At 51.8% G+C, this 23,591-nt stretch carries 19 protein-coding genes, 4 tRNA genes, 3 rRNA genes and 2 pseudogenes; 5 read left to right on the plus strand and 23 right to left on the minus strand.

Translation table 11 applies throughout. The features are described 5' to 3' along the window. Positions 1–121 precede the first annotated feature (121 nt). The gene (ffh, locus tag H3L93_RS11920; RefSeq protein ID WP_003795828.1) at positions 122–1,486 is read right to left on the minus strand and encodes a signal recognition particle protein; all 1,365 of its coding nucleotides are present in this window, start codon (positions 1,484–1,486) and stop codon (positions 122–124) included. A 115-nt stretch (positions 1,487–1,601) separates the two neighbouring features. After that, positions 1,602–1,784, minus strand: coding sequence for a hypothetical protein (locus H3L93_RS11925; RefSeq protein WP_155803124.1), 183 nt, complete (start codon positions 1,782–1,784; stop codon positions 1,602–1,604). Positions 1,785–1,879: 95 nt separating this feature from the next. Between H3L93_RS11925 and H3L93_RS11930 the strand changes: the two genes are divergently transcribed. Then, a complete protein-coding gene (locus H3L93_RS11930) occupies positions 1,880–2,533 on the plus strand; it encodes a cell division ATP-binding protein FtsE (protein ID WP_003795824.1) in 654 nt (217 codons plus the stop codon). Further along, positions 2,530–3,447: a permease-like cell division protein FtsX gene (gene ftsX / locus H3L93_RS11935; protein WP_003795822.1), complete on the plus strand. Its 918-nt coding sequence runs from the start codon at positions 2,530–2,532 to the stop codon at positions 3,445–3,447. Before H3L93_RS11930 ends, ftsX begins: the two co-directional genes overlap by 4 nt. A gap of 252 nt (positions 3,448–3,699) precedes the next feature. Here ftsX and H3L93_RS11940 read toward each other — a convergent pair whose 3' ends face one another. The 5 genes from H3L93_RS11940 to H3L93_RS11960 form a co-directional block, all read right to left on the minus strand. After that, complete coding sequence (locus tag H3L93_RS11940; protein ID WP_003795819.1) at positions 3,700–4,332, minus strand: hypothetical protein; 633 nt, start codon at positions 4,330–4,332, stop codon at positions 3,700–3,702. Positions 4,333–4,696: 364 nt separating this feature from the next. Next, positions 4,697–5,242: a methylated-DNA--[protein]-cysteine S-methyltransferase gene (locus H3L93_RS11945; protein ID WP_003795812.1), complete on the minus strand. Its 546-nt coding sequence runs from the start codon at positions 5,240–5,242 to the stop codon at positions 4,697–4,699. A 438-nt stretch (positions 5,243–5,680) separates the two neighbouring features. Continuing rightward, entirely contained in the window at positions 5,681–7,048 is a 1,368-nt protein-coding gene (gene glmU / locus H3L93_RS11950; RefSeq protein WP_003795809.1) for a bifunctional UDP-N-acetylglucosamine diphosphorylase/glucosamine-1-phosphate N-acetyltransferase GlmU, read from the minus strand. A gap of 99 nt (positions 7,049–7,147) precedes the next feature. Next, on the minus strand, positions 7,148–7,366 hold the full coding sequence (locus H3L93_RS11955) for a hypothetical protein (RefSeq protein WP_003795808.1): 219 nt from the start codon (positions 7,364–7,366) through the stop codon (positions 7,148–7,150). A 386-nt stretch (positions 7,367–7,752) separates the two neighbouring features. Then, complete coding sequence (locus H3L93_RS11960) at positions 7,753–8,325, minus strand: hypothetical protein (RefSeq protein WP_003795806.1); 573 nt, start codon at positions 8,323–8,325, stop codon at positions 7,753–7,755. 180 nt (positions 8,326–8,505) lie between these two features. Between H3L93_RS11960 and H3L93_RS13520 the strand changes: the two are divergent. Further along, positions 8,506–8,604, plus strand: a pseudogene (locus H3L93_RS13520) (hypothetical protein); the annotation flags it as partial. 90 nt (positions 8,605–8,694) lie between these two features. Further along, positions 8,695–9,675: pseudogene (gene dprA / locus H3L93_RS11965) on the plus strand (DNA-processing protein DprA); the annotation flags it as partial. A 189-nt stretch (positions 9,676–9,864) separates the two neighbouring features. On the opposite strand, the gene tsf reads toward dprA, so the two are convergent. The 10 genes from tsf to H3L93_RS12015 form a co-directional block, all read right to left on the minus strand. Beyond that, positions 9,865–10,719, minus strand: a complete 855-nt coding sequence (gene tsf, locus H3L93_RS11970) for a translation elongation factor Ts (protein WP_003795802.1) — start codon at positions 10,717–10,719, stop codon at positions 9,865–9,867. A gap of 74 nt (positions 10,720–10,793) precedes the next feature. Further along, on the minus strand, positions 10,794–11,522 hold the full coding sequence (gene rpsB / locus H3L93_RS11975; RefSeq protein WP_040558501.1) for a 30S ribosomal protein S2: 729 nt from the start codon (positions 11,520–11,522) through the stop codon (positions 10,794–10,796). A 199-nt stretch (positions 11,523–11,721) separates the two neighbouring features. Then, positions 11,722–12,120, minus strand: coding sequence for a ComEA family DNA-binding protein (locus tag H3L93_RS11980; RefSeq protein WP_003798210.1), 399 nt, complete (start codon positions 12,118–12,120; stop codon positions 11,722–11,724). Between the two features lie 130 nt (positions 12,121–12,250). Continuing rightward, positions 12,251–12,363: ribosomal RNA gene (gene rrf, locus H3L93_RS11985) — 5S ribosomal RNA — on the minus strand. Positions 12,364–12,501: 138 nt separating this feature from the next. Further along, positions 12,502–15,390, minus strand: a 23S ribosomal RNA gene (locus tag H3L93_RS11990). Between the two features lie 369 nt (positions 15,391–15,759). Then, positions 15,760–15,835 (minus strand) — tRNA-Ala (locus H3L93_RS11995). Positions 15,836–15,885: 50 nt separating this feature from the next. Further along, positions 15,886–15,962: transfer RNA gene (locus tag H3L93_RS12000), tRNA-Ile, on the minus strand. A 67-nt stretch (positions 15,963–16,029) separates the two neighbouring features. Continuing rightward, positions 16,030–17,570 (minus strand): 16S ribosomal RNA (locus H3L93_RS12005). The 16S, 23S and 5S rRNA genes sit together here with 2 tRNA genes alongside, the layout of an rRNA operon. A 409-nt stretch (positions 17,571–17,979) precedes the next feature. Beyond that, a complete protein-coding gene (locus H3L93_RS12010) occupies positions 17,980–18,378 on the minus strand; it encodes a hypothetical protein (protein ID WP_040559057.1) in 399 nt (132 codons plus the stop codon). 25 nt (positions 18,379–18,403) lie between these two features. Next, positions 18,404–18,892, minus strand: a complete 489-nt coding sequence (locus H3L93_RS12015) for an outer membrane protein assembly factor BamE (RefSeq protein WP_040559059.1) — start codon at positions 18,890–18,892, stop codon at positions 18,404–18,406. Positions 18,893–19,024: 132 nt separating this feature from the next. Here H3L93_RS12015 and H3L93_RS12020 point away from each other — a divergent pair. Beyond that, positions 19,025–19,115, plus strand: a tRNA-Ser gene (locus tag H3L93_RS12020). Positions 19,116–19,165: 50 nt separating this feature from the next. On the opposite strand, the gene H3L93_RS12025 is transcribed toward H3L93_RS12020, so the two are convergent. The 6 genes from H3L93_RS12025 to H3L93_RS12050 form a co-directional block, all read right to left on the minus strand. Further along, positions 19,166–19,237: transfer RNA gene (locus tag H3L93_RS12025), tRNA-Arg, on the minus strand. Positions 19,238–19,244: 7 nt separating this feature from the next. Further along, positions 19,245–20,219: a polyprenyl synthetase family protein gene (locus H3L93_RS12030; RefSeq protein ID WP_003798218.1), complete on the minus strand. Its 975-nt coding sequence runs from the start codon at positions 20,217–20,219 to the stop codon at positions 19,245–19,247. A 156-nt stretch (positions 20,220–20,375) separates the two neighbouring features. Further along, on the minus strand, positions 20,376–20,648 hold the full coding sequence (rpmA, locus tag H3L93_RS12035; RefSeq protein WP_003798220.1) for a 50S ribosomal protein L27: 273 nt from the start codon (positions 20,646–20,648) through the stop codon (positions 20,376–20,378). A gap of 25 nt (positions 20,649–20,673) precedes the next feature. Next, positions 20,674–20,976, minus strand: coding sequence for a 50S ribosomal protein L21 (rplU, locus tag H3L93_RS12040; protein WP_003798221.1), 303 nt, complete (start codon positions 20,974–20,976; stop codon positions 20,674–20,676). A gap of 291 nt (positions 20,977–21,267) precedes the next feature. Further along, the gene (locus H3L93_RS12045) at positions 21,268–22,578 is read right to left on the minus strand and encodes an ATP-binding protein (protein ID WP_003798222.1); all 1,311 of its coding nucleotides are present in this window, start codon (positions 22,576–22,578) and stop codon (positions 21,268–21,270) included. Between the two features lie 141 nt (positions 22,579–22,719). Next, the gene (locus tag H3L93_RS12050; RefSeq protein WP_003798224.1) at positions 22,720–23,388 is read right to left on the minus strand and encodes a response regulator; all 669 of its coding nucleotides are present in this window, start codon (positions 23,386–23,388) and stop codon (positions 22,720–22,722) included. Positions 23,389–23,591 lie beyond the last annotated feature (203 nt).

The raw sequence follows: 23,591 nt of genomic DNA on the forward strand, positions 1-23,591 counted from the left end.
CTAACGGGAAAGGGCGAGCAACCTGCATTCCAATTCAATCAATAGGCAGCCTGCGTAGCGAAGCGGAGTTGCGAAGCTAAAAACAGAATCCATCCGTTTTCAGGCTGCCTCAATGCCTTGCTTACATCTTGGGAAACATCCCCTTCATCCCGCCTGCCAATTTCATCAATTTGCCCAACCCCTTGCCGCTAAACATCTTCATCATCTGCTGCGATTGCTCAAACTGCTTCAACATTTTGTTTACTTCTTGCACCGTGGTGCCTGCCCCTGCGGCAATGCGTTTTTTGCGGCTGGCTTTGATGATGGCGGGGTTGGCGCGTTCTTTCGGGGTCATAGAATTGATGATGGCTTCCACGTGTCCCATCGCTTTTTCTGCCGTACCCTCGGGGATTTGCTTGGCAGCTTGCCCCAATTCGCCTGGCATTTTAGACAGCAGGCTTTCCAAGCCGCCCATATTGCGCATTTGCTGGATTTGCGCTTTAAAGTCGTTTAAATCAAAGCCCTTGCCGCGATGCAGTTTTTTCGCCATTTCGGCGGCAACTTCTTCATCAATGCCTTTTTGCACATCTTCAATCAGGGTAACCACATCGCCCATGCCCAAAATGCGCCCTGCCACGCGGTCGGGGTAAAACGGCTCCAAACCGTTGATTTTTTCGCCAATCCCCAAAAACTTAATCGGCTTGCCTGTTACTTGGCGCACCGACAACGCCGCACCGCCGCGCGAATCGCCATCCATTTTGGTCAAAATCACGCCCGTGAGCGGCAAGGCTTCGTTAAACGCCTGCGCGGTGTTCACCGCATCCTGCCCCAGCATCGCATCCACCACAAACAGCGTTTCCACAGGGTTCACCGCCGCATGAATTGCCTTGATTTCGTTCATCATTTCTTCGTCAATCGCCAAACGCCCTGCGGTGTCCACCATCAGTACATCATAAAAATGCTTTTTGGCGTAATCCTGCGCGGCAAGGGCGATGTCCACCGGCTTTTGCGACACATCGGACGGGAAAAAATCCACGCCCACTTGCTCGGCCAACAATTTCAACTGCTCAATCGCGGCGGGGCGATACACGTCTGCCGACACCAGCAAGATTTTCTTTTTCTTATCCTGCTCTTTGAGCAAGCGCGACAGCTTGCCCACGGTGGTGGTTTTGCCCGCGCCCTGCAAACCCGCCATCAGCACGGTGGCAGGCGGCGCGGCAGCCAAGTTTAACGCGCTGTTTTCCTTGCCCATCAGCTCGGTTAAGGCTTCGTTCACAATGCCGAAAAAGGCTTGGTCGGGGGTTAAATCGTGGGCGAACTCGTGTCCCAACGCGCGTTCTTTCACTTGGTTCACAAAATCTTTCACAATCGGCAACGCCACATCGGCTTCCAGCAGCGCAAGGCGCACTTCGCGTAACGCTTCTTTGATGTTGTCTTCGGTGAGCGTGGCTTTGCCGCGAATGTTTTTGAATACTTTGGAGAATCGGTTGGTTAGGTTGTCTAGCATGGTTATTCCTTGATGATGGGCAGCCTGAAATCGGTTTTCAGGCTGCCTCTGATAATGCGTTGGCTGATAGATGGTTTCGCGTTTTAGCTACGCCGAAACTCGTTTTCAGGCTGCCCTATCCTGCTGCGCCGCCCTGCCCAAAGGCAGCCTGAAACGCGATAAATGCAAAGGCGCGCATTTTAACACAGCCCCGCCCCGCCAACACGCGCAGCACAGTTGCCCACATCTTTATCCACACCTCGCCCACCCCCTTGCAAAGCCTGATGCAGCCTGAAAATCCACCATCCATGCACAGCATAATCACGCCCTGCCCACACACTTATCCACACGTTTTTCAGGCTGCCTTTGTTCGCGTATAATCACGCCGTTATTTCAAAAGAGTAAAAACACGCAATGATCCGTTTTGAATCCGTTTCCAAAACCTATCCCGGCGGCTACCAAGCCTTAAAGAATGTGAGCTTCACCATCGCCAAGGGCGAGATGATTTTTATTGCAGGGCATTCGGGCGCGGGCAAATCCACTGTGTTGCGTTTGATTGCGGGCATCACCAAGCCCACCACCGGCAAAGTATTAGTAAACAAACACGATTTGGGCGAGCTAAGCGACAACCAGCTGTGCTATATGCGCCAACACATCGGCATCGTGTTCCAAGACCACAAAATCCTGTTTGACCGCAATGTGTTGCAAAACGTGATGCTACCCTTGCGCATCATCGGCTACGACAACGAATCCGCCGAAAAGCGCGCGCGCGTGGCGATTGAAAAAGTGGGTTTGGCGGGGCGCGAGCTGTCTGACCCCAACGGCTTATCAGGCGGCGAGCAGCAACGCCTGTGCATCGCCCGCGCCGTGGTGCACCAGCCCAGCTTGTTGATTGCCGACGAGCCCTCCGCCAACCTAGACCGCGCCTACGCGCTGGACATCATGGAATTGTTCAAATCGTTTCACCAAGTGGGCACCACCGTAATCGTGTCGGCGCACGATGAAACCCTAATGCAGGATTACGGGCATCGCATTTTGCGTTTACAAGGCGGGAGGTTTGCAGGATGAGCAGCAATTATTTTTCGTTACACGCCGAAAGCGCGAAACGCGCCGCAGGCTATTTTTTCAAACAGCCGATTGCCTCGCTGCTGATTTTGGCGATGCTGTCGATTGCCATGACGCTGCCGCTCACGCTGTATTTGGGTGTGCAAAGCAGCAAAGACGTGTTAGACAAGCTCAACGATGTACCCAACATCACGCTGTATATGGATGCGGCCGCCAGCCCCGTTAACAATGAAACCGTGCAAAAACTGCTCGCCGAAGACAAGCGCGTGCAAGCGGTGAAATTTGTGGGCAAGGAGCAAGGCTTGGCGGAAATGCAACAAGCAATGGGCGGGCAAGACATTGGCGCGATGCTGGATGAAAACCCGCTGCCCGATGCGTTTATCGTTACGCCGAAAGAAAACAATCCGCAGGCGATTGCGGCATTGCAAGAAGATTTGTCGCATTATCCGATGGTGGAATCGGCGCAAATGGACAAGGAATGGATGCAAACCTTGTATCAATTCAATCAGTTGGTAAACAAAGTGTTTTGGTTTTTAGCGGTTACGCTGGGGCTGGCGTTTGTGTTGGTTGCCAATAACACCATTCGCCTGCAAATTTTGACGCATAAAGAAGAAATTGAAATCACCAAGCTGTTGGGCGCGCCCTCATCGTTTGTGCGCCGTCCGTTTTTGTATCAAGCGGCGTGGGAAAGCCTGCTGGCATCGGGCATGAGCTTGGGGCTGTGCACGCTGGTGATGCAAACCTCGCAGCCGTTGGTCAATCAAATCTTCCAGCCCTATGGCATCAATTTGCAATGGCGCACGTTTACGCCATCGGAAATGACGGTGGTGCTGCTGGTGGTGTGTTTGCTCGGCATTATGGGCGCATGGCTGGCGGTTACGCAGCATTTGTTTCACTTTCGGGCGAAACGGGATTGATGGGATTAGGCAGCCTGAAAACGATACGAGCAGGGTGTGCGGCTTCGCCATGCACCGTTTAGCCAATGTTTCATAGTGCGTGGCAAAGCCACACGCCCTACAAGATTTATTCCGCAATCAAATACCGTTTCAGGCTGCCTAATGGGTTATTAGGCAGCCTGAAAACCTATTGGGGTTTGGGAAGTGGCAATCGTGTTAAAACATTAGAGCGTGGCGTTTTTCGCTGCGCCTTTTTTACGCTTCTAGCTTAGGTTATTTGCGATAAAAATAATAAGCATGCGTGTCATGTTCTTCTTTGGGTTCACATTCTTTATGCCCACTTCGGATGCCAAGTAGATTGGATACGGTTAGCCCTGAACTGTAATTTTTAGGAAAGCGAGTGTATTGATACAGTACAGTTTTAGTTTCCCAATCATAGTAAAGAACGCTATCCAAATTCGCATAATCATTAAACTTATAATATCCTGATTCATAAACCAAAACACGCTTATGAATTAAATATTCTAGATGATATTCAACACCCTTAAAATTAAAAGTACTCGGGTATTTCTGCTTTTCTTCTTCGGAAAGTTCACGCACTGTTCTGGTTCCATAGTCAGCAAGTTTTACCCATGCCTCATGCCCGCCCACCATTTCGCGCCATTTCTCATACGGCACATAAATGGTTATTTTGGCTTGCTTGCAGGCTTCCTTGCCTGCTAAATAAGCACGGTAACCGTCAATAGTCAGATATAACCACCAACCGCCAAACGGCAGCATCAAAAAGCATAAGGTAACAATGCGTACAGCCAGTTTATTTTTAGTAGGTTTAGGCGACAAAAAGATGACAAAACAAGCAATACCGAGCCAAAAGGCTAAAAGAAACAAAATGACGATACGAATCATGATTTTTCCTTTGGGTTGAATGGTTGGAACTGCGCTAGCGAAGGCGTTTTTTCAATCCGCCTTTCTATCATCTGCAACAGTCGTCTTAATCAGCGCAAGCAAAAATGGGGCAAATGGGCATGGTTTGAATGGGCTAGGCTATTTCAGGCTGCCTCAGCGTTATTGCAAAGGTTTCAGGCTGCTTATGCAAATAATGAATACAGATTGAAACCTTTGCAAAACGGGTAACCAATGGAGCGTCGGCGGCTCGCCGACATTTTGGTAAACCCGTGATGCTCTGTTTGTAGCCATTTGGCGGCGAGCCGCCGCCGCTCCATTTTAGATTTCAGGCTGCCTTTGGGGTTTTGCAAAGGTTTCAGGCTGCCTAAAACAAACTCTCGCCAAACAAATCCTGGCTGTTCGGCAACTCGCCGCGTTCGTGCGCCAGCAGCCATTGTTTGCGCTGCAAGCCGCCTGCGTAGCCCGTTAGGCTACCGTCCGAGCCGATGACGCGGTGGCAGGGGATGATGATGGACACGCGGTTTGCGCCGTTGGCGTTGGCTACGGCACGCACGGCGGTGGGCTTGCCGATGCGGTTGGCTTGTTCTTGGTAGCTGACGGTTTTGCCGTAGGGAATGGTTTGCAGGGCTTGCCACACGGCAGCCTGAAACGGGGTGGCGGGCGTGTGCAGGGCAACGCTAAATTGGATGCGGCAGCCTGAAAAGTATTCGTTGAGCTCGGCTTCGGTTTGCTGCAAGTGGATGTTGTCGCCGACGGCGATGGGGCGTTGCAGCAGGCGTTGCAAATCTTGCTGCTCGCGCTCTATGCGTTTGCTGCCAACGAATTCCAGCAGGCATAAGCCTTGCTCGGTGGCACAGACAATGATTTTGCCCAGCGGGCTGGGGAAGGTGCGGGTTTGGATGGCGGGCATGGCGGGGCTTTCGTGGTTGGATTGGGAAAGGCGTGAGATGGCGCGGGCGGCGGAAGTTTAGCGCGGGCGAAGCGTGGGTATGGCGGTGCAACGCCATGCAACGGTTGAATCTGCGGCAGGGTTTGGGCAGCCTGAAAGTGAATGGATGAAGCGAAACGGGGGAGAATTCGTTTTAGCTTCGCTACGCAGGCTGCCCTACCTAATTCCGTAGCCATAGCACGGCTTTGAGGCAGCCTGAAAACTTTATTGGTAAGCCGCCTGAAAATAACCACCGCCGTCATTCCCGCGCAGGCGGGCATCTTATTTGGCATTCGGCAATCTTTGTAAAAACCATACATGGCTTGCATTCTGCCAAGATTCCCGCCTGCGCGGGAATGACGGCGGTTGCTATTTCTTGCTTCGTTTTGGGTTGGGCAACGTTTTCAGGCTGCCTTTGGTTTAGAATTTGGCTGGCTTTTCGGGGCGAGCCCAGCCTTCAACCGTTTGCTGGCGTGCGCGGGCAATCACCAGCTTGCCCGCGGCGCAGTTTTTGGTAATCACGCTGCCCGCGCCCGTGGTCGCCTTATCGCCAATGGTTACGGGGGCGACCAGCACGCTGTTGGAGCCGATGCGCACTTGGTTGCCGATGGTGGTTTGGTGTTTGTTTACGCCGTCGTAATTGGCGGTGATTGTGCCCGCGCCAATGTTGGTTTGCTCGCCGATGGTGGTGTCGCCGATGTAGCTCAAATGGTTGGCTTTGCTGCCGCGCCCGATTTGGCTGTTTTTCACTTCCACAAAATTGCCGATATGCACTTCGTCCGCCAGCACGGCTTGGGGGCGCAGGCGGGCGAACGGACCGATTTGCGCGTTTGCGCCGATGGTGCAGTCTTCCAAGTGGCTGAACGGGGCGATGCGCGTGCCTGCGGCGATTTTGGCGTTGTGTAGCACGCAGTTGGCGCCGATGGTTACGTTGTCGCCCAATTCGCAATCGCCTGTGAACACGCAGTTCACGTCAATTTGCACGTCTTGCCCGTGTTTCAGGCTGCCGCGCAGGTCAAAGCGGCTGGGGTCCAGCAGGGTTACGCCGCTTTGCAGCAGTTGCCGCGCTTGGTTTTGCTGGAAAATGCGTTCCAATTCAGCCAGTTGCATTTTGTTGTTCACGCCTGCGGCAAGATGATGCGCCGACACGGGCTGCGGCGTGATGGCAACGCCATCGCGCACGGCAAGGGCGACGACATCGGTCAGATAATATTCGCCCTGCGCGTTGTTGCTTTGCAGCGCGTTCAGCCAGCCGCCCAAATATTGATTGGCCAACACAAAAATGCCAGTGTTCACTTCGCGGATAGCTTTTTGCGCGGCGGTGGCATCTTTTTCTTCTACGATTTGCACCACTTGCCCGCGCTCGTTGCGGATGATGCGCCCGTAGCCCGCGGGGTTGTCCATGATGTCGGTGAGGATGCCTACGCCCTCGCCTGCGGCATCCAACAGGGCGTGCAAGTTTGCGGCATCAATCAGCGGCACATCGCCGTATAGCACCAGCGTGCGCCCATGCGGCGGCAGATGCGGCAGCGCGGTTTTGACGGCGTGTCCTGTGCCAAGCTGCTCGGTTTGCTCCACCCAGTTTACGTTGGCAGCGGCAAGCTGTTGTTTCACTTGCTCTTTGCCATGCCCAATCACCACATGGATGGCTTGCGGGGCGAGCGTTTGCGCGGTTTGGATAACGTGCGCGAGCATGGGTTTGCCGCCGATGGGGTGCAACACTTTGGGCTGGCGGGAATACATGCGCGTGCCTTTGCCTGCGGCGAGGATGATGATGTTTAGGGTCATGGGGTTTCCTTTGGGGTGGGGTTTTACTATAAGCAATATGGTTTCAGGCTGCCTTATCTTGCTGAGGCAGCCTGAAAATGATGATTTGCCTGTAAACAACTATTCGCCTGTATTGGGCAAGATGGCGTGTGGCTCGGGGCGCGCGCTGTGGTACAGGGTGTTTTGCGATGCCGCGCCGTTGGTGTAGTAAACACCTGTGCCGGTGGGGTATTTTTGGCGAACGTGGGTTCTGCCGTCGTCGCCCGCATAGGTTTCCCATGTGCAGGCGGATAGGGCGGCGGTGGCGATGAGGGCGAGGATAAGGGGGGTGGTTTTCATGGGGTTGTCCTTTGTTTGGAAAGTGTATAGTGAATTGAATTTGAATGATTACTGCGTTGGCTCGCCTTGCTGTACTACTTGTACTATCTGCGGCTCGCCGCCTTGTACTCATTCAAATTGAATTCACTATAAATTATAACAGATATGGTTGAGGCAGCCTGAAATGAGGGTTTCAGGCTGCCTCTGTGCGCATCGCGTTTAGCTGCAATCCCAAGTAAACAACGCGGCGGGCTGCAAAGTGCGGTGGAGATAGTCTTGGCAGAAATCGGGCAGGGTGTTCATGGCGACTCTCCGTGGCAAACAAAAAATGCGGATTGAATCGGTTGCAAAATCTCCGTCTGCGCGGGCATGGCGGCGGTTAGGTTTTCAGCCACTCTATGCAGTTTTCAGGCTGCCTGCGTCTGCGCATCCACCCATTCTCTGGGCAGCGCGCTGTCGTGCATTTCCAACACGAAGCCTTGGATTTCGCTTGGATAGCGACGGGCGGCTTCGGCGAGGATGTGGCGGTAAACGTGTTGGCTGAACACGTTGTCCTCTTCATTTTCCGCCGTGAAGCCGATGGTTTGCCACTCTTTGCCATCGGAAACAATCTGCCAATCGCCAAATTGCAGGGCAATTTGACCGCTTTCTTCGCCCGCTGCCAGCCGCCAGTCGGCTTCGCTCCATTCGTACACGCCTTCCAGCTCGCGCTCGCCGGGGACTTCATCGTCATCCTCGTTTTCATAAGCGTCGGCATAGTCCCAAATTTCGCCGCCTATTTCATATTCCAGCAGCAACTGCGGGTCGCTTACCGCTGCGCCTGCACCAAATTCAAACGACGCGCCTTCTTCAAAGCCGTGCACAAACAGCCAGCCGAAGGAGCAGGCGGCGTTGTGCGCACGATTGCTGGCACGGATGCGGAAAATCAGGTGTTCAATAATGGCTTCAATGTTGGCGGGTTTCAGGCGGGTAATCTGCATGCGTTTTCCTGATTGGAGAGATTGACGAGGCTGGCTGTGATTTTCAGGCAGCCTGAAAAAACCGGCATTCTACCCGAAATCTGCCTGTAAAATAGCCAACCTTGCCAACCAGATTAGCCCAAATTTCAGGCTGCCCTGAATATGAAACCTGCCCGCCCGCTTTCCACAAAAGGACACCCCATGACCGAATCCGAACGCCAAGCATGGCTACAACTCGCTTTCACGCCCCACATCGGCGCGGAAAGTTTCGCGCTTCTCTTACAAATGTACGGCACCGCCAGCGCAGCCTTGCAAGCGCCCGCCGAAGTCATCGCGCAACTGGGCAAGCAAGCCAAACACACCGCCCGCGAATGGCACAACACAAGCCTCGCCCGCGCCGCCGCCGAAGCCGCGCTGCAATGGGAGCAACAACCCGGCTGCCGCCTGATGCTCTCGTGCGACAGCGATTACCCCGCCATGCTCGCCGAAGGCATCACCGCGCCGCCCGTATTGTTTCTGCGCGGCAACCCCGAATGGCTGCACAAACCCAGCATTGCCATCGTGGGCAGCCGCCACGCCACCCCGCAAGCCATGCGCATCGCCCACGATTTCGGGCAAGCCCTCAGCGAATACGGCATCACCGTTATATCAGGCATGGCAGCAGGCATCGACACCGCCGCCCACCAAGGCGCGCTCAAAGGCAAAGCCGGCACCATCGCCGTTTGGGGCACAGGCATCGACCGCATCTATCCCGCCAGCAACCGCGCCCTTGCACATCAAATCGCCGAGCAAGGTCTCATCGTCTCCGAATTTCCGCTGGACACCCGCCCGCTGGCAGGCAACTTCCCCCGCCGCAACCGAATCATCGCCGCGCAAAGCCAAGCCGTGCTGGTGGTAGAAGCCGCGCTAGAAAGCGGCTCACTCATCACCGCCCGCCTCGCCAGCGAAATGGGGCGCGACGTGATGGCAATACCAGGCTCAATTGACAATCCACACGCCAAAGGCTGCCACAAACTCATCAAAGAAGGCGCAAAACTCGTTGAAAACCTTATGGACATTGTGGACGAACTCTCCTACCCCGCCCGCATCGCCCCCAGCAGCCTGAAACCCAAAACCCACGCCGCTAAACCCAAGCCCACCTTATCCCAGCCCTTATCCACAGAGTTACCCACAACGACACCCTCGCCCGAACCCGAATCCACCAACGAACACCCTTTGCTTACCAAAATGGGCTACGACCCCATCCACCCCGACACCCTAGCCGAACAAACAGAACAACCCGCCGCCGACATCTACGCCCAGCTCACCGAATGGGAGCTGGACGGCATCGTAGCCAGCATGGCAGGCGGGCGCTACCAGCGCATCAAATGATTACCCACAAAGTTATCCACATAGGCAGCCTGAAATCTTTTGGCAGCAAGCCGTCGCCGCTCCATTTTAGATTTCAGGCTGCCTCAGGGTTTTTGCAAAGGTTTCAACCTGCGTAGCGAAGCAAGGCCGCGAAGCCAAAAACAAAAAGCACCCATCGCAAGATGAGTGCTTTTCACATCAGAAGCAAACTTACACTTTTGCAGCCGCAGCCACTTCCGCCGCGTAATCCACTTCTTTTTTCTCAATACCGTCGCCCACTTTATAGCGAACGAAAGAAACCACTTCCGAACCGTTCTCTTTCAAGAATTGCGCCACGGTTTGGTCGGGATTCATCACAAACGCCTGACCGTTCAAAGTAACCTCGGCCAAGTATTTTTTGATGCGCCCTTCAACCATTTTCGCCGCGATTTCAGCAGGTTTGCCGGAAGCAATCGCTTGCTCGGTGTAAATATGGCGTTCTTTTTCCACCAAAGCCGCATCCACTTGGTCTTCGCTCACGCATTGCGGTTTTGCCGCCACGATGTGCATGCCCACTTTGCGCGCCACGTCTTCCACGCCTTTGTATTCAACCAAAACGCCTTCGGTTGCCAAAGCGCCGTGAATGTAAGCCACCAGATTATTAGCCGTTTCAATCACTTGAAAGCGGCGAACCGACATATTTTCGCCCAGCTTGGCAATCACCGCTTTGCGCTCTTCTTCAACCAACGCGCTCAACTCTTCAACCGTAGCCGGTTTTTTCTCGGCAGCCATTTTGGCTACAAAGTTAGCAAACGCCACAAAACCCGCGTCTTTGGCAACAAAGTCTGTTTCGCAGTTCACTTCAACCAAAGCGCCCACGTTGCCTTCAATCGCAAAGGCCAACACGCCTTCCGCTGCAGTGCGGCCGGCCAATTTACCCGCTTTCGCACCCGATTTAATACGCAAGATTTCTTCCGCTTTTTCCATGTTGCCTTCCGCTTCAACCAAGGCTTTTTTGCATTCCATCATGCCCAAGCCAGTAGCCGCGCGCAAATCCGCAACCATTTTTGCAGTAATTTCTGCCATGAGTTTCTCCAATCTCTATAACTAATTTTCAGGCTGCCTAAATATTCAGGCAGCCTGAAATCAACAATCAATAATTAAGCAGCCGCAGCAGCTTGAGCCGCAGCAACCGTTTCCGCAACGGCTTGGTTTTTGCCTTCCAATACCGCATCGGCGATACCACGGCAATACAAGCGAATCGCTTTTGCAGAGTCATCGTTACCAGGGATAACATATTGCACCAAATCAGGGCTGTTATTGCTATCCACAACCGCAATTACGGGAATGCCCAATTTAGCTGCCTCAACCAAAGTACCATGTTGGTAGCCCGTATCAATCACAAAAATCGCGTCAGGCAAACCTTTCATCTCTTTAATGCCGCCCAAAGAACGTTCCAGTTTTTCTACTTCGCGTGTCATATCCAGCAATTCTTTTTTGTTGTAGCCGCTGCTCTCAGCATTAGCCAAAATTGCTGTTTTTTCTTCCAAACGTTTGATAGATTGTTTTACTGTTTTATAGTTAGTCAGCATACCGCCCAACCAACGATAGTCCACATAAGGCATGCCTGCGCGCTGCGCTTCTTCTTTAATGATTTCACGGGCTTGGCGTTTCGTACCCACAAACAAAACCGTACCTTTATTCGCAACCAAACGGCGCACAACTTCTTGCGCTTCTTGGAACAACGGAACCGTTTTTTCCAAATTGATGATGTGAATCTTATTGCGCGCACCAAAAATGTACTGCGCCATTTTGGGATTCCAATAACGGGTTTGGTGGCCAAAGTGAACGCCAGCTTCAATCATCTGGCGCATAGTAACTTGAGACATAATATTCCTTTAAAGGGTTAAAGCAAACATCACACACTAGAACCTGAAAACAAGCACCCTTTTTTGTGCGATGCGAGCGTTGAAAAATAAAAACGCTTCCAAAGTGAAAGCTTGTGGATTATAACAGTTATATTTTTTCATTTCCAGTAACAAAACCGCCGCGACATTAAGTCATGGCGGTTTTTATCGTTATTCCCAATCACTTAGCGGCATCAGCCTTATTAGTCTTATCAGCCTTAGACGCAGCAGGTTTGGGGGCCGCTTTGGGTTGGGCGGCAGGCGCAGCAGCGCCCACCGTCAATTCGCTTCTCAACTTATCCACTGTTTTTTGCCCGATACCGGGCACGTTTTTCAAATCATCCACTGATTTGAACGCACCATTTTTTTGACGGTATTCCACAATTGCCGTAGCTTTTTTCGCCTTAATGCCTTTCAGCGTACTCAGTTGCTCCACCGTTGCCGTGTTCAAATCAACCGCAGCCAGCGCAAAAGAAAAGCTCAACGAAGCCAGCACAGCCAAGAATAATTTTTTCAACATGATAAAATCTCCATAAAGTGATTTAAAACAAAAGCCGCATTCTATTTTCAAAGTATGCATTATGCAAGCCAATCATTGCACCGTAGCAAATATATTTCACTTACAGGCTGCTGTAACAAATAAAATCAAACAGCCCCCAAGACTAAACCCCTTTGGCTGTGATGGCAACCAAAGGGGTTTTGCATAAGGAGTTTGGCGATGACCTACTTTCGCATGGGAATCCATACTATCATCGGCGCTGGTTCGTTTCACTGTCCTGTTCGGGATGGGAAGGAGTGGGACCAAACCGCTATGGTCGCCAAACATAAACTGTCAAATTGGCAAGCCGTTTATCAACTTTTTATTTATTACTTTATTTTGTCTTATTTCGGTGATGAATGTATTCATCAGTAAGCTTTATCTTTGCTTCACTTTGTTTTATTGCAAAGTTCTTCAAATGATAGAGTCAAGCCTCACGAGCAATTAGTACAGGTTAGCTTCACACGTTACCGTGCTTCCACACCCTGCCTATCAACGTCCTGGTCTCGAACGACTCTTTAGGAGGATTAAATCCTCAGGGAAGTCTCATCTTCAGGCGAGTTTCGCGCTTAGATGCTTTCAGCGCTTATCTCTTCCGAACTTAGCTACCCGGCGATGCGACTGGCGTCACAACCGGTACACCAGAGGTTCGTCCACTCCGGTCCTCTCGTACTAGGAGCAGCCCCCGTCAAACTTCCAACGCCCACTGCAGATAGGGACCAAACTGTCTCACGACGTTTTAAACCCAGCTCACGTACCACTTTAAATGGCGAACAGCCATACCCTTGGGACCGACTACAGCCCCAGGATGTGATGAGCCGACATCGAGGTGCCAAACTCCGCCGTCGATATGGACTCTTGGGCGGAATCAGCCTGTTATCCCCGGAGTACCTTTTATCCGTTGAGCGATGGCCCTTCCATTCAGAACCACCGGATCACTATGTCCTGCTTTCGCACCTGCTCGACTTGTCGGTCTCGCAGTTAAGCTACCTTTTGCCATTGCACTATCAGTCCGATTTCCGACCGGACCTAGGTAACCTTCGAACTCCTCCGTTACTCTTTGGGAGGAGACCGCCCCAGTCAAACTGCCTACCATGCACGGTCCCCGACCCGGATTACGGGTCTGGGTTAGAACCTCAAAGCCACCAGGGTGGTATTTCAAGGACGGCTCCACAGAAACTGGCGTTTCTGCTTCTAAGCCTCCCACCTATCCTACACAAGTGACTTCAAAGTCCAATGCAAAGCTACAGTAAAGGTTCACGGGGTCTTTCCGTCTAGCAGCGGGGAGATTGCATCTTCACAACCATTTCAACTTCGCTGAGTCTCGGGAGGAGACAGTGTGGCCATCGTTACGCCATTCGTGCGGGTCGGAACTTACCCGACAAGGAATTTCGCTACCTTAGGACCGTTATAGTTACGGCCGCCGTTTACTGGGGCTTCGATCCGATGCGCTAACATCTTCAATTAACCTTCCAGCACCGGGCAGGCGTCACACTCTATACGTCCACTTTCGTGTTAGCAGAGTGCTGTGTTTTTAATAAACAGTCGCAGCCACCGATTCTCTGCGACCCTCAGATGCTTCCGGAGCAAGTCCTTTACATTAGAGGGCATACCTTCTCCCGAAGTTACGGTATCAATTTGCCGAGTTCCTTCTCCCGAGTTCTCTCAAGCGCCTTAGAATTCTCATCCTGCCCACCTGTGTCGGTTTGCGGTACGGTTCAATTCAAACTGAAGCTTAGTGGCTTTTCCTGGAAGCGTGGTATTTGCTGCTTCATGTCCGTAGACACTCGTCATCACGTCTCGATATTAAAGAAGCGGATTTGCCTACTCCTTCTACCTACCGGCTTAAACAATCTATTCCAACAGATTGCCAGCATAACCTTCTCCGTCCCCACATCGCATTTGAATCAAGTACGGGAATATTAACCCGTTTCCCATCGACTACGCATCTCTGCCTCGCCTTAGGGGCCGACTCACCCTACGCCGATGAACGTTGCGTAGGAAACCTTGGGCTTTCGGCGAGCGGGCTTTTCACCCGCTTTATCGCTACTCATGTCAACATTCGCACTTCTGATACCTCCAGCATACCTTACGATACACCTTCTCAGGCCTACAGAACGCTCCCCTACCATGCACTAAAAGTGCATCCGCAGCTTCGGTTACAGATTTGAGCCCCGTTACATCTTCCGCGCAGGAAGACTCGACCAGTGAGCTATTACGCTTTCTTTAAATGATGGCTGCTTCTAAGCCAACATCCTGGCTGTCTGTGCCTTCCCACTTCGTTTACCACTTAATCTGTCATTTGGGACCTTAGCTGGCGGTCTGGGTTGTTTCCCTCTTGACACCGGACGTTAGCACCCGATGTCTGTCTCCCGAGGAGCAACTTGATGGTATTCTTAGTTTGCCATGGGTTGGTAAGTTGCAATAACCCCCTAGCCATAACAGTGCTTTACCCCCATCAGTCTCATACTCGAGGCACTACCTAAATAGTTTTCGGGGAGAACCAGCTATCTCCGAGTTTGTTTAGCCTTTCACCCCTATCCACAGCTCATCCCCGCATTTTGCAACATGCGTGGGTTCGGACCTCCAGTACCTGTTACGGCACCTTCATCCTGGCCATGGATAGATCACTCGGTTTCGGGTCTACACCCAGCAACTATGTCGCCCTATTAAGACTCGGTTTCCCTACGCCTCCCCTATCCGGTTAAGCTCGCTACTGAATGTAAGTCGTTGACCCATTATACAAAAGGTACGCAGTCACGGAATTATTCCGCTCCCACTGTATGTATGCATCAGGTTTCAGGTTCTATTTCACTCCCCTCCCGGGGTTCTTTTCGCCTTTCCCTCACGGTACTGGTTCACTATCGGTCGATGATGAGTATTTAGCCTTGGAGGATGGTCCCCCCATCTTCAGACAGGATTTCTCGTGTCCCGCCCTACTTGTCGTATACCTAGTACCACCAATCTGTTTTCGAATACGGGGCTATCACCCACTATGGCAGAAGTTTCCAATTCCTTCTTCTAACAGTTTGGCTATCTTATACAGGCTCCTCCGCGTTCGCTCGCCACTACTTGCGGAATCTCGGTTGATTTCTTTTCCTCCGGGTACTTAGATGGTTCAGTTCTCCGGGTTCGCTTCTCTTGTCCTATGTATTCAGACAAGGATACTTAGTAAACTAAGTGGGTTTCCCCATTCGGACATCACCGGGTCATTGCTTTATTGCCAGCTCTCCGATGCTTTTCGCAGGCTTACACGTCCTTCGTCGCCTATCATCGCCAAGGCATCCACCTGATGCACTTATTCACTTGACTCTATCATTTGAAGAACCTTTTGACTTCGTTATAACCAGCGTTGACTACCGCTATAACTTAGATTCCCTACTTTGATAAAGCTTACTGCTTTGTTGTGTCTTAATCCTGCCTTTTGTGTTTCAGGATTAAGTCGATACAATCATCACCCAAATTCTTTTGTTTGTTTCTTTTTTGCCTGTTTGCTTTTTAACTTGCGTTAAATGGCATTTCAGGCTGCCTGAAATGCTGTTGCACCAGCATTTCAAACCAATCCAAACTTTTGTCTTTGTTTGTTGATTTCGGCTTTCCAATTTGTTAAAGATCGATGCGTTGTTTTCGCAAATTAAAATAGCCTAACATGCTTTCAGGCTGCTTTGATTTGGGAAATCTTGGTGGAGGCAAACGGGATCGAACCGATGACCCCCTGCTTGCAAAGCAGGTGCTCTACCAACTGAGCTATGCCCCCAGTATTCTCTTTTCCTCTCATGAGGTTTTTTACTTGCGGCTTGCTTCTCTTGGTGGGTCTGGTAGGACTTGAACCTACGACCCCACGCTTATCAAGCGTGTGCTCTAACCACCTGAGCTACAAACCCTATGTGTCGCATCTTTATGTACAGTTTACCGATAAGTGTGAGTGCCTAATCGTCTCTTTTTCTCTAGAAAGGAGGTGATCCAGCCGCAGGTTCCCCTACGGCTACCTTGTTACGACTTCACCCCAGTCATGAAACATACCGTGGTAAGCGGCCTCCTTGCGGTTAGCCTACCTACTTCTGGTATCCCCCACTCCCATGGTGTGACGGGCGGTGTGTACAAGACCCGGGAACGTATTCACCGCAGTATGCTGACCTGCGATTACTAGCGATTCCGACTTCATGCACTCGAGTTGCAGAGTGCAATCCGGACTACGATCGGTTTTCTGAGATTGGCTCCACCTCGCGGCTTGGCTACCCTCTGTACCGACCATTGTATGACGTGTGAAGCCCTGGTCATAAGGGCCATGAGGACTTGACGTCATCCCCACCTTCCTCCGGTTTGTCACCGGCAGTCTCATTAGAGTGCCCAACTGAATGGTGGCAACTAATGACAAGGGTTGCGCTCGTTGCGGGACTTAACCCAACATCTCACGACACGAGCTGACGACAGCCATGCAGCACCTGTGTTACGGCTCCCGAAGGCACTCTTCCGTCTCTGGAAGATTCCGTACATGTCAAGACCAGGTAAGGTTCTTCGCGTTGCATCGAATTAATCCACATCATCCACCGCTTGTGCGGGTCCCCGTCAATTCCTTTGAGTTTTAATCTTGCGACCGTACTCCCCAGGCGGTCAATTTCACGCGTTAGCTACGCTACTAAGCAATCATGTTGCCCAACAGCTAATTGACATCGTTTAGGGCGTGGACTACCAGGGTATCTAATCCTGTTTGCTACCCACGCTTTCGAGCATGAACGTCAGTATTATCCCAGGGGGCTGCCTTCGCCATCGGTATTCCTCCACATCTCTACGCATTTCACTGCTACACGTGGAATTCTACCCCCCTCTGACATACTCTAGCTTACCAGTTCAAAACGCAGTTCCCAAGTTAAGCTCGGGGATTTCACATCTTGCTTAATAAACCGTCTGCGCTCGCTTTACGCCCAGTAATTCCGATTAACGCTCGCACCCTACGTATTACCGCGGCTGCTGGCACGTAGTTAGCCGGTGCTTATTCTTTAGGTACCGTCAGCAGATAATGGTATTAACACTATCCTTTTCTTCCCTAACAAAAGTCCTTTACAACCCGAAGGCCTTCTTCAGACACGCGGCATGGCTGGATCAGGCTTGCGCCCATTGTCCAAAATTCCCCACTGCTGCCTCCCGTAGGAGTCTGGGCCGTGTCTCAGTCCCAGTGTGGCGGATCATCCTCTCAGACCCGCTACTGATCGTCGCCTTGGTAGGCCTTTACCCCACCAACTAGCTAATCAGACATCGGCCGCTCGAATAACGTGAGGTCCGAAGAGCCCCCACTTTCCTTCTCAAAGCGTATGCGGTATTAGCTATCCTTTCGGATAGTTATCCCCCATTACTCGGTACGTTCCGATGCATTACTCACCCGTTCGCCACTCGCCACCAAAAGAGCAAGCTCTTTCGTGCTGCCGTTCGACTTGCATGTGTAAAGCATGCCGCCAGCGTTCAATCTGAGCCAGGATCAAACTCTTATGTTTAATCTCTAACTTACTTTATTCTGGTCTGCTTCAAAGAAACTGACAAGGCAATCAATAACAATTCAAACTAAAAGCCTAAATCATCATTAATCCTTCTTGTCTGTTTTTGTCGCAGTGTGAGACCATCAGGCACTCACACTTATCGGTAATCTGTCTTCTTAAAGAACAAAACTTAAGCTTCTTTACAGAAGCTTTGACTGCCGTAGCAGCGAAAGATGCGAACTATACGCACACAAACCAATATTGTCAATCCCCACAACAGAAAATGTTTCTGTAAAACGGTCAAATGATTGCGCAATAATAGTTTTTTGTTCGGATGCACTTGCTCGCAATCAATGGTAATAGGTTGTGGGGTGGTGTGCGGACAGCATGAAATTGGGGGGAGTGGGGTTTTCAGGCTGCCTTACTATCAAATCACTTCAAGCACAAAGTACTCTCGTAATTTCTCATAAACTGCATCGCTAACATTAATGCAGCCATTTGTCATGATACGGTCTGACACTTTATCGGATACGATTCTTTCTTGCCTGCGTTCCGATGGCTTTCCTAGCCATACACGATGCAATGCAAACAGAAAGTCTTTTTCTTCTTTGAATCCAATAATTTCTCCGCCGTATCCTTTCTTTGCAGTCGCGTAAAGTGTTAATGGAAAAACGCCTTTCGGGGTTGTTTTTCCAATAAGCACTTTATGGCAATCTTGCGTATCAGCAAAACATAATTCTGCTTTTTTCGTATCCACAACAACTCTTCGGCTTTGTTTATATTGCTCAATGTTATCCTCGGCTTGCGCATAGGAGAACAACAGCAAAGACAAAACAAAGCCGATAATTGCGTTATTGACGGATTCTTGCGGGCGTTTGCACAATTTCACGGACAATCACTTGAGGTTCAGCTTGTTGAACAACAGGAGCGGGGGCAGGAGGCGGACAAACAGCATCAACAGGATCTACTGCGCGCCAGTGGAAACTGCGGGCGTATTTTTTGCTATCAAACAGCACTTTGTATTGGCAGGTTGTTACGCCTTGCGTGCCTTGCCCGGGTGTGTTGAAGTGGAACAGATAGTTCCATTCGCGCACACGGAAGCCTTCGGTGAACTGCGGGCGCCCGATTAAGTCGTACAATTCGTCTTTTGACATGCCTGAGCGAATTTTGCTGAGGTTTTCCAAATTGGGATAGGTGCCGCGATCTTTATTGAAAGATGTGCTGGTCGGATTAGGCCAGCTTAATTCGCTTGCTGTGCCATCTTTGGCTACTTTTGTGCTTGTGCCAGAACAGGCGCTAAGGGCTGCCACGGCAACCAATGTTAATGCCAATGCCTTCATAATTTTCTTTCTGTTGACCAAAAATTTAAAACGTTAAGATAACTTAATATTTTTAATTTGTCTATTCTAAATCGCTTCTGCTTGCTTGTTATGTTGTTTATTTATGCGTATAATCGCGCCCTTCACTTCAACAGAGGGGTGGATGAGTGGTTTAAGTCGCACGCCTGGAAAGTGTGTATACGTTAATAGCGTATCGTGGGTTCGAATCCCATCCCCTCTGCCAAAATATGTTTAAGGCAGCCTGAAAATTAATTTCGGGCTGCCTTTTTTGTGTCCCGCCGACAGGAATCGAACCTGTATTTTACGCTTAGGAGGCATACGTTCTATCCGTTGAACTACGGCGAGCGGAGCTTTATGCGATGCGCGATAGGGATTGTTCCGCCAGTTCGCGCATGGCGTGGGTAACTTCGTTTTCAGGCAGCATTTGCAATGCCAAAATGGCTTTATCCGCTGCGTGCCGGGCTTGCTGCACGCAATAATCCAGCGCACCCGATTGCATTACATGATTGTGTATGGTTTCAAAATAACTGCGGTCGGCGTGTTGCAAGGCGTGGCGCACATCACGGGCGGCTTCTTCGCTGCCTTGCCGCATCAGGTAAATCAGCGGCAAGGTAGGCTTGCCTTCGGCTAAATCGTCGCCGACATTTTTGCCGATTTGCTCCACGCTGCCCGAATAATCCAACACGTCGTCAATGATTTGGAACGCGGTGCCGATGTGCGCGCCGTAGTCTTTCAGGGCTTGCTCTTGCCCGCTCGTTGCGCCTGCTAGGATTGCGCCCACTTGCGCGGCGGCTTCAAACAGCTTGGCAGTTTTGTATTGGATGACTTGCAAATACTCAGTTTCGCTGATTTCGGTGTTGCCGATGTTCATTAGCTGCATCACTTCGCCCTCGGCGATGATGTTGGTGGCTTCTGCCATCACTTCTAGGATTTTCAGGCTGCCCGAACCCACCATCAGCTGAAACGCGCGCGTGTATAAAAAATCGCCCACCAACACGGCGGCGGCGTTGCCAAACAGATTGTTGGCGGTTTTGCGCCCGCGCCGCAGTTCGCTTTCGTCCACCACATCGTCGTGCAACAGCGTGGAGGTGTGGATAAATTCTACCATGGCGGCGAGGGAATACAGTTTGTCGCTGTCGCAGCCCAAGCATTTGCCCGCCAAAATGGTGAGAATGGGGCGTAGCCGCTTGCCGCCTGCGCTGATGATGTAGGTGCCGATTTGCGAAATCAGGGCAACTTCGGATTGCACCGCGCGGTTGATGACCACGTTTACGCGGCTTAAATCTGTTTCCAAATTTTGTTGAAAATAGGGAATGGTGTGCAGCATGACTTGCAGCTTTCGTGCGAATGCGTGTGGTTGGGAAAAGGGGCGATTATAGCAGTTATCGGCTTTTCAGGCTGCCTTTTGCTCGCGCAGCAGAGGCAGCCTGAAAATTGAAAAACCCCGTTGCGGCACAACAGGGTTTGCTTGGCGAAAACCGGATTAGTTTTCTGCGCCTTCGTAGGGGCGAACGCTCACGGTTTTGCGGTTCAACGCGCCTTTGGTGGCAAATTCTACATAACCGTCCACTTTGGCAAATAAGGTATGATCTTTGCCCATGCCTACGTTTTCGCCTGCGTGGAATTTGGTGCCACGTTGGCGCACGATGATGGAACCTGCGGGAATCAGCTCGTTGCCGTAGGCTTTTACGCCTAGGCGTTTGGCTTCTGAATCGCGTCCGTTGCGGGTGCTACCGCCTGCTTTTTTACTAGCCATGTTGGTTACTCCTGATTAGATTGGTTTAGGCGATGGACAAAATTTCAATTTGGGTGAAATTTTGGCGATGGCCTTGACGTTTTTGATAGTGTTTGCGGCGGCGCATTTTGAAAATGCGGACTTTTTCGCCGCGACCGTGGGCAACCACTTTGGCTACCACTTTGGCTTTGGCGGCTTCTTCGCCTAGTTTTAGTTTATCGCCGTCAGCAATCATCAGAACTTCTAGTTCGATTTGGCTGTCGAGTTCGGCTGGTATCTGTTCTACTTTCAATTTTTCGCCAACGGTAACTTTGTATTGTTTACCGCCAGTTTTTATGACCGCGTACATGCTCAACTCCGTAAGAATTGGGTTAATGAAAAGTTCCGCTAAGGGGCGGAACGTGGAAAGCGGCGAATTATGGCAATATTGGGTTGTTTTGTCAAAAGATTTTTGCTTTTGCTGGGGATTGAGGCAGCCTGAAATTTGAAATGGAGCAACGATGGCTTGTTGCCAAATGGTTTATTCAATAGGGTTTTACTGATTAAGCGAGATGTTGGTACGCCGCCTGTGCTACGTTGGTTATGGGGTTGGCAAAGGTTTCAGGCTGCCTTTGGGTGCGGTATAGGCAGCCTGAAAACGCTATGGGTGGTTAGGCAAGGTAATTTCTACGCGCAAGCCTGTGGGGAAGTTTTGGCTGTCGTGCAGGGCGATGCTGCCGCCGTGGCGTTGAGCGATGGTTTGGGCGATGGACAGCCCGAGCCCTGTGCCTTGTTCGTCGCTGCCGAGGATGCGGTAGAAGGGGTCAAATACGCGCTGGCGTTCGGCGGGGGGGATGCCGTTGCCGTTGTCTTCTATGATGATGGTGGTGCTGCCCTGCTGGCTTTGGGTGGATAGGTCTATTTGGCTGCTTCTTGGGGTGTAGCGGATGGCGTTGTCGGCAAGGGTTTTGACAAGGGTGTATAGGTCTATTTCGCTGACGGGCAGGCTGGGGTTTTCGCTGGTGGTTACGCCGATATCTTGGTTTTTGGCTTGGGCTAGGGGGTGCAGGTCTTGGATGATGCGTTGGAAGATGGGTTGAATTGGGGTGGCAGGGGCGGGCTGGGCGGGCTCGGGGCTGGCTTGGCTGCGGGCGAGGGTGAGCAGTTGTTCTTGCAGTTGGTGGCTGCGGGCGATGGTGGTTTTCAGGCTGCCTATTTGGGCTTGGAGTTCGGGCGGGAGGTTGTGTTCGGCTAGGCGTTCGGCTTGTAGGCTGAGGGCGGTGGTGGGGGTGCGCAGTTCGTGGGCGGCATCGGCGATAAAGCGTTGCTGCTGTTGCATGGCTTGGTGGGTGCGGTGGAGCAGTTGGTTGATGGCGTGGATGAAGCCTTGGATTTCGCTGGGGGCTTGCTGGGGGTTGAGCGGGGCGAGATTGGTGGCTTGGCGGTGTTGCAATTCTTGCGATTGTTGGCGCAGGGGGCGCAGGGCGCGGCGGATTTGCCCAATCAGCAGGGCGATGGCAAGCGGGATGGTGGCTAGGATGGGCGCGGTGCTGTGCCATGCGATGCTTTGGGCTAGGTCGTCGCGGTATTCGTTTTCTTGATAGATGATGATTTTGCCTTGCTCAGTGGTGGTGGTGTAGACGCGGTAGGTGTCGTCGCCGTCGGCTTCGGTGAGGGTGTGGAAGCCGTCGGGCAGGTGGCTGGCTTCGGGCAGGGCTTTTTTGTCGGGCGCTTGTTGGGTGCTGGTGCGGATGTGGATGCGCGCGTCGTTTTTGCTTTTTTGCGATTTGGGCAGGGGTTGGCTGGGGTTGATGTAGGCGGCGATTTGGCGCAGTAGGTCGTCTTGGATTTTGTGGGTTTGGTGGTAGGTCTCGTAGAACGAGAGGCTGCCTGAAACCAAAGCGATGAACAGCAGCAGGGCGGTGATGGTGAGGCTAAGTTGCAGTTGGAGAGAGTGTTTGATGCGGGTCATTTTCAGGCTGCCTTTTGGGTGTGCGATGGGTGGGCTGTGGGAAGCGTGGTGCGCGGCAAGACGCGCGTTCTGGCGAATATTTGTTTACAGCATTTCAGGCTGCCTTGGAATATGAGGCAGCCTGAAATTGGTTTGAGTGGATTACTCAGCTTTGGGCATCATCCAGCCCACGCCGCGTATGTTTTTAATATGCTCTTTGCCGATTTTTTTGCGCAGGCTGTGAATCAGGAAATCGATGGCGTTGCTTTCCACTTCTTCGCCCCAGCCGTAGATTTTGTCTTCCAGCTCGCTGCGGGAATGGATGATGCCTGCGCGACTAATTAGGGCTTGGAGTACGGCGAATTCTTTTTGGCTCAATAGGATGTTTTCAGGCTGCCCTTCCAGCGTGGCTTGGTAGGTTTGCGGGTTAAGCTGAATGCTGCCGTTGCGCAACAGCGGGCTGGCTTGCCCTGCGTGGCGGCGCAGGATGGCGCGGATGCGGGCTTTAAGTTCCGCCATGATAAAGGGTTTGATGATGTAATCATCCGCGCCGCCATCTAGCCCTGCAAGGCGGCTTTGGATGTCGTCGCGGGCGGTGAGGATGAGAATCGGCGTGGCGTTGCGAAGCGCGCGGGTGTGTTGCAGCACTTGGATGCCGTCTTGCCCGGGCAGCCCCAAATCCAGCAGGATGATGTCGTAGTTTTGGCCGGCGAGGGTGGTTTCGGCGGTGTTGCCATTGTTCACCCAATCCACCGCGTAGCCGTCGTCTTTCAGGCTGCCGACAACAGCTTGGGCAATCATGGAGTCGTCTTCAACAAGCAAAATGCGCATGGGATGTCCTTTGGGTTTGGGCGGGTGGTTTTCGGATGGATTGTAGCAGGAGATAATTAGCAGAAAATTAGGGTAGCCTGAAACGGGGGCGCGGCGGCTGATATTATAGATAACGGGCGGCCAAGCCGTATCATTCTTGCGCCATTATGGCTTTTCAGGCTGCCACAATCTATCTAACTCTTTATCATCTAACTCTTTATCAA

Origin of the sequence: Kingella oralis (assembly GCF_014054985.1) — a bacterium.
In the GTDB taxonomy this organism is placed as follows: domain Bacteria; phylum Pseudomonadota; class Gammaproteobacteria; order Burkholderiales; family Neisseriaceae; genus Kingella_B; species Kingella_B oralis.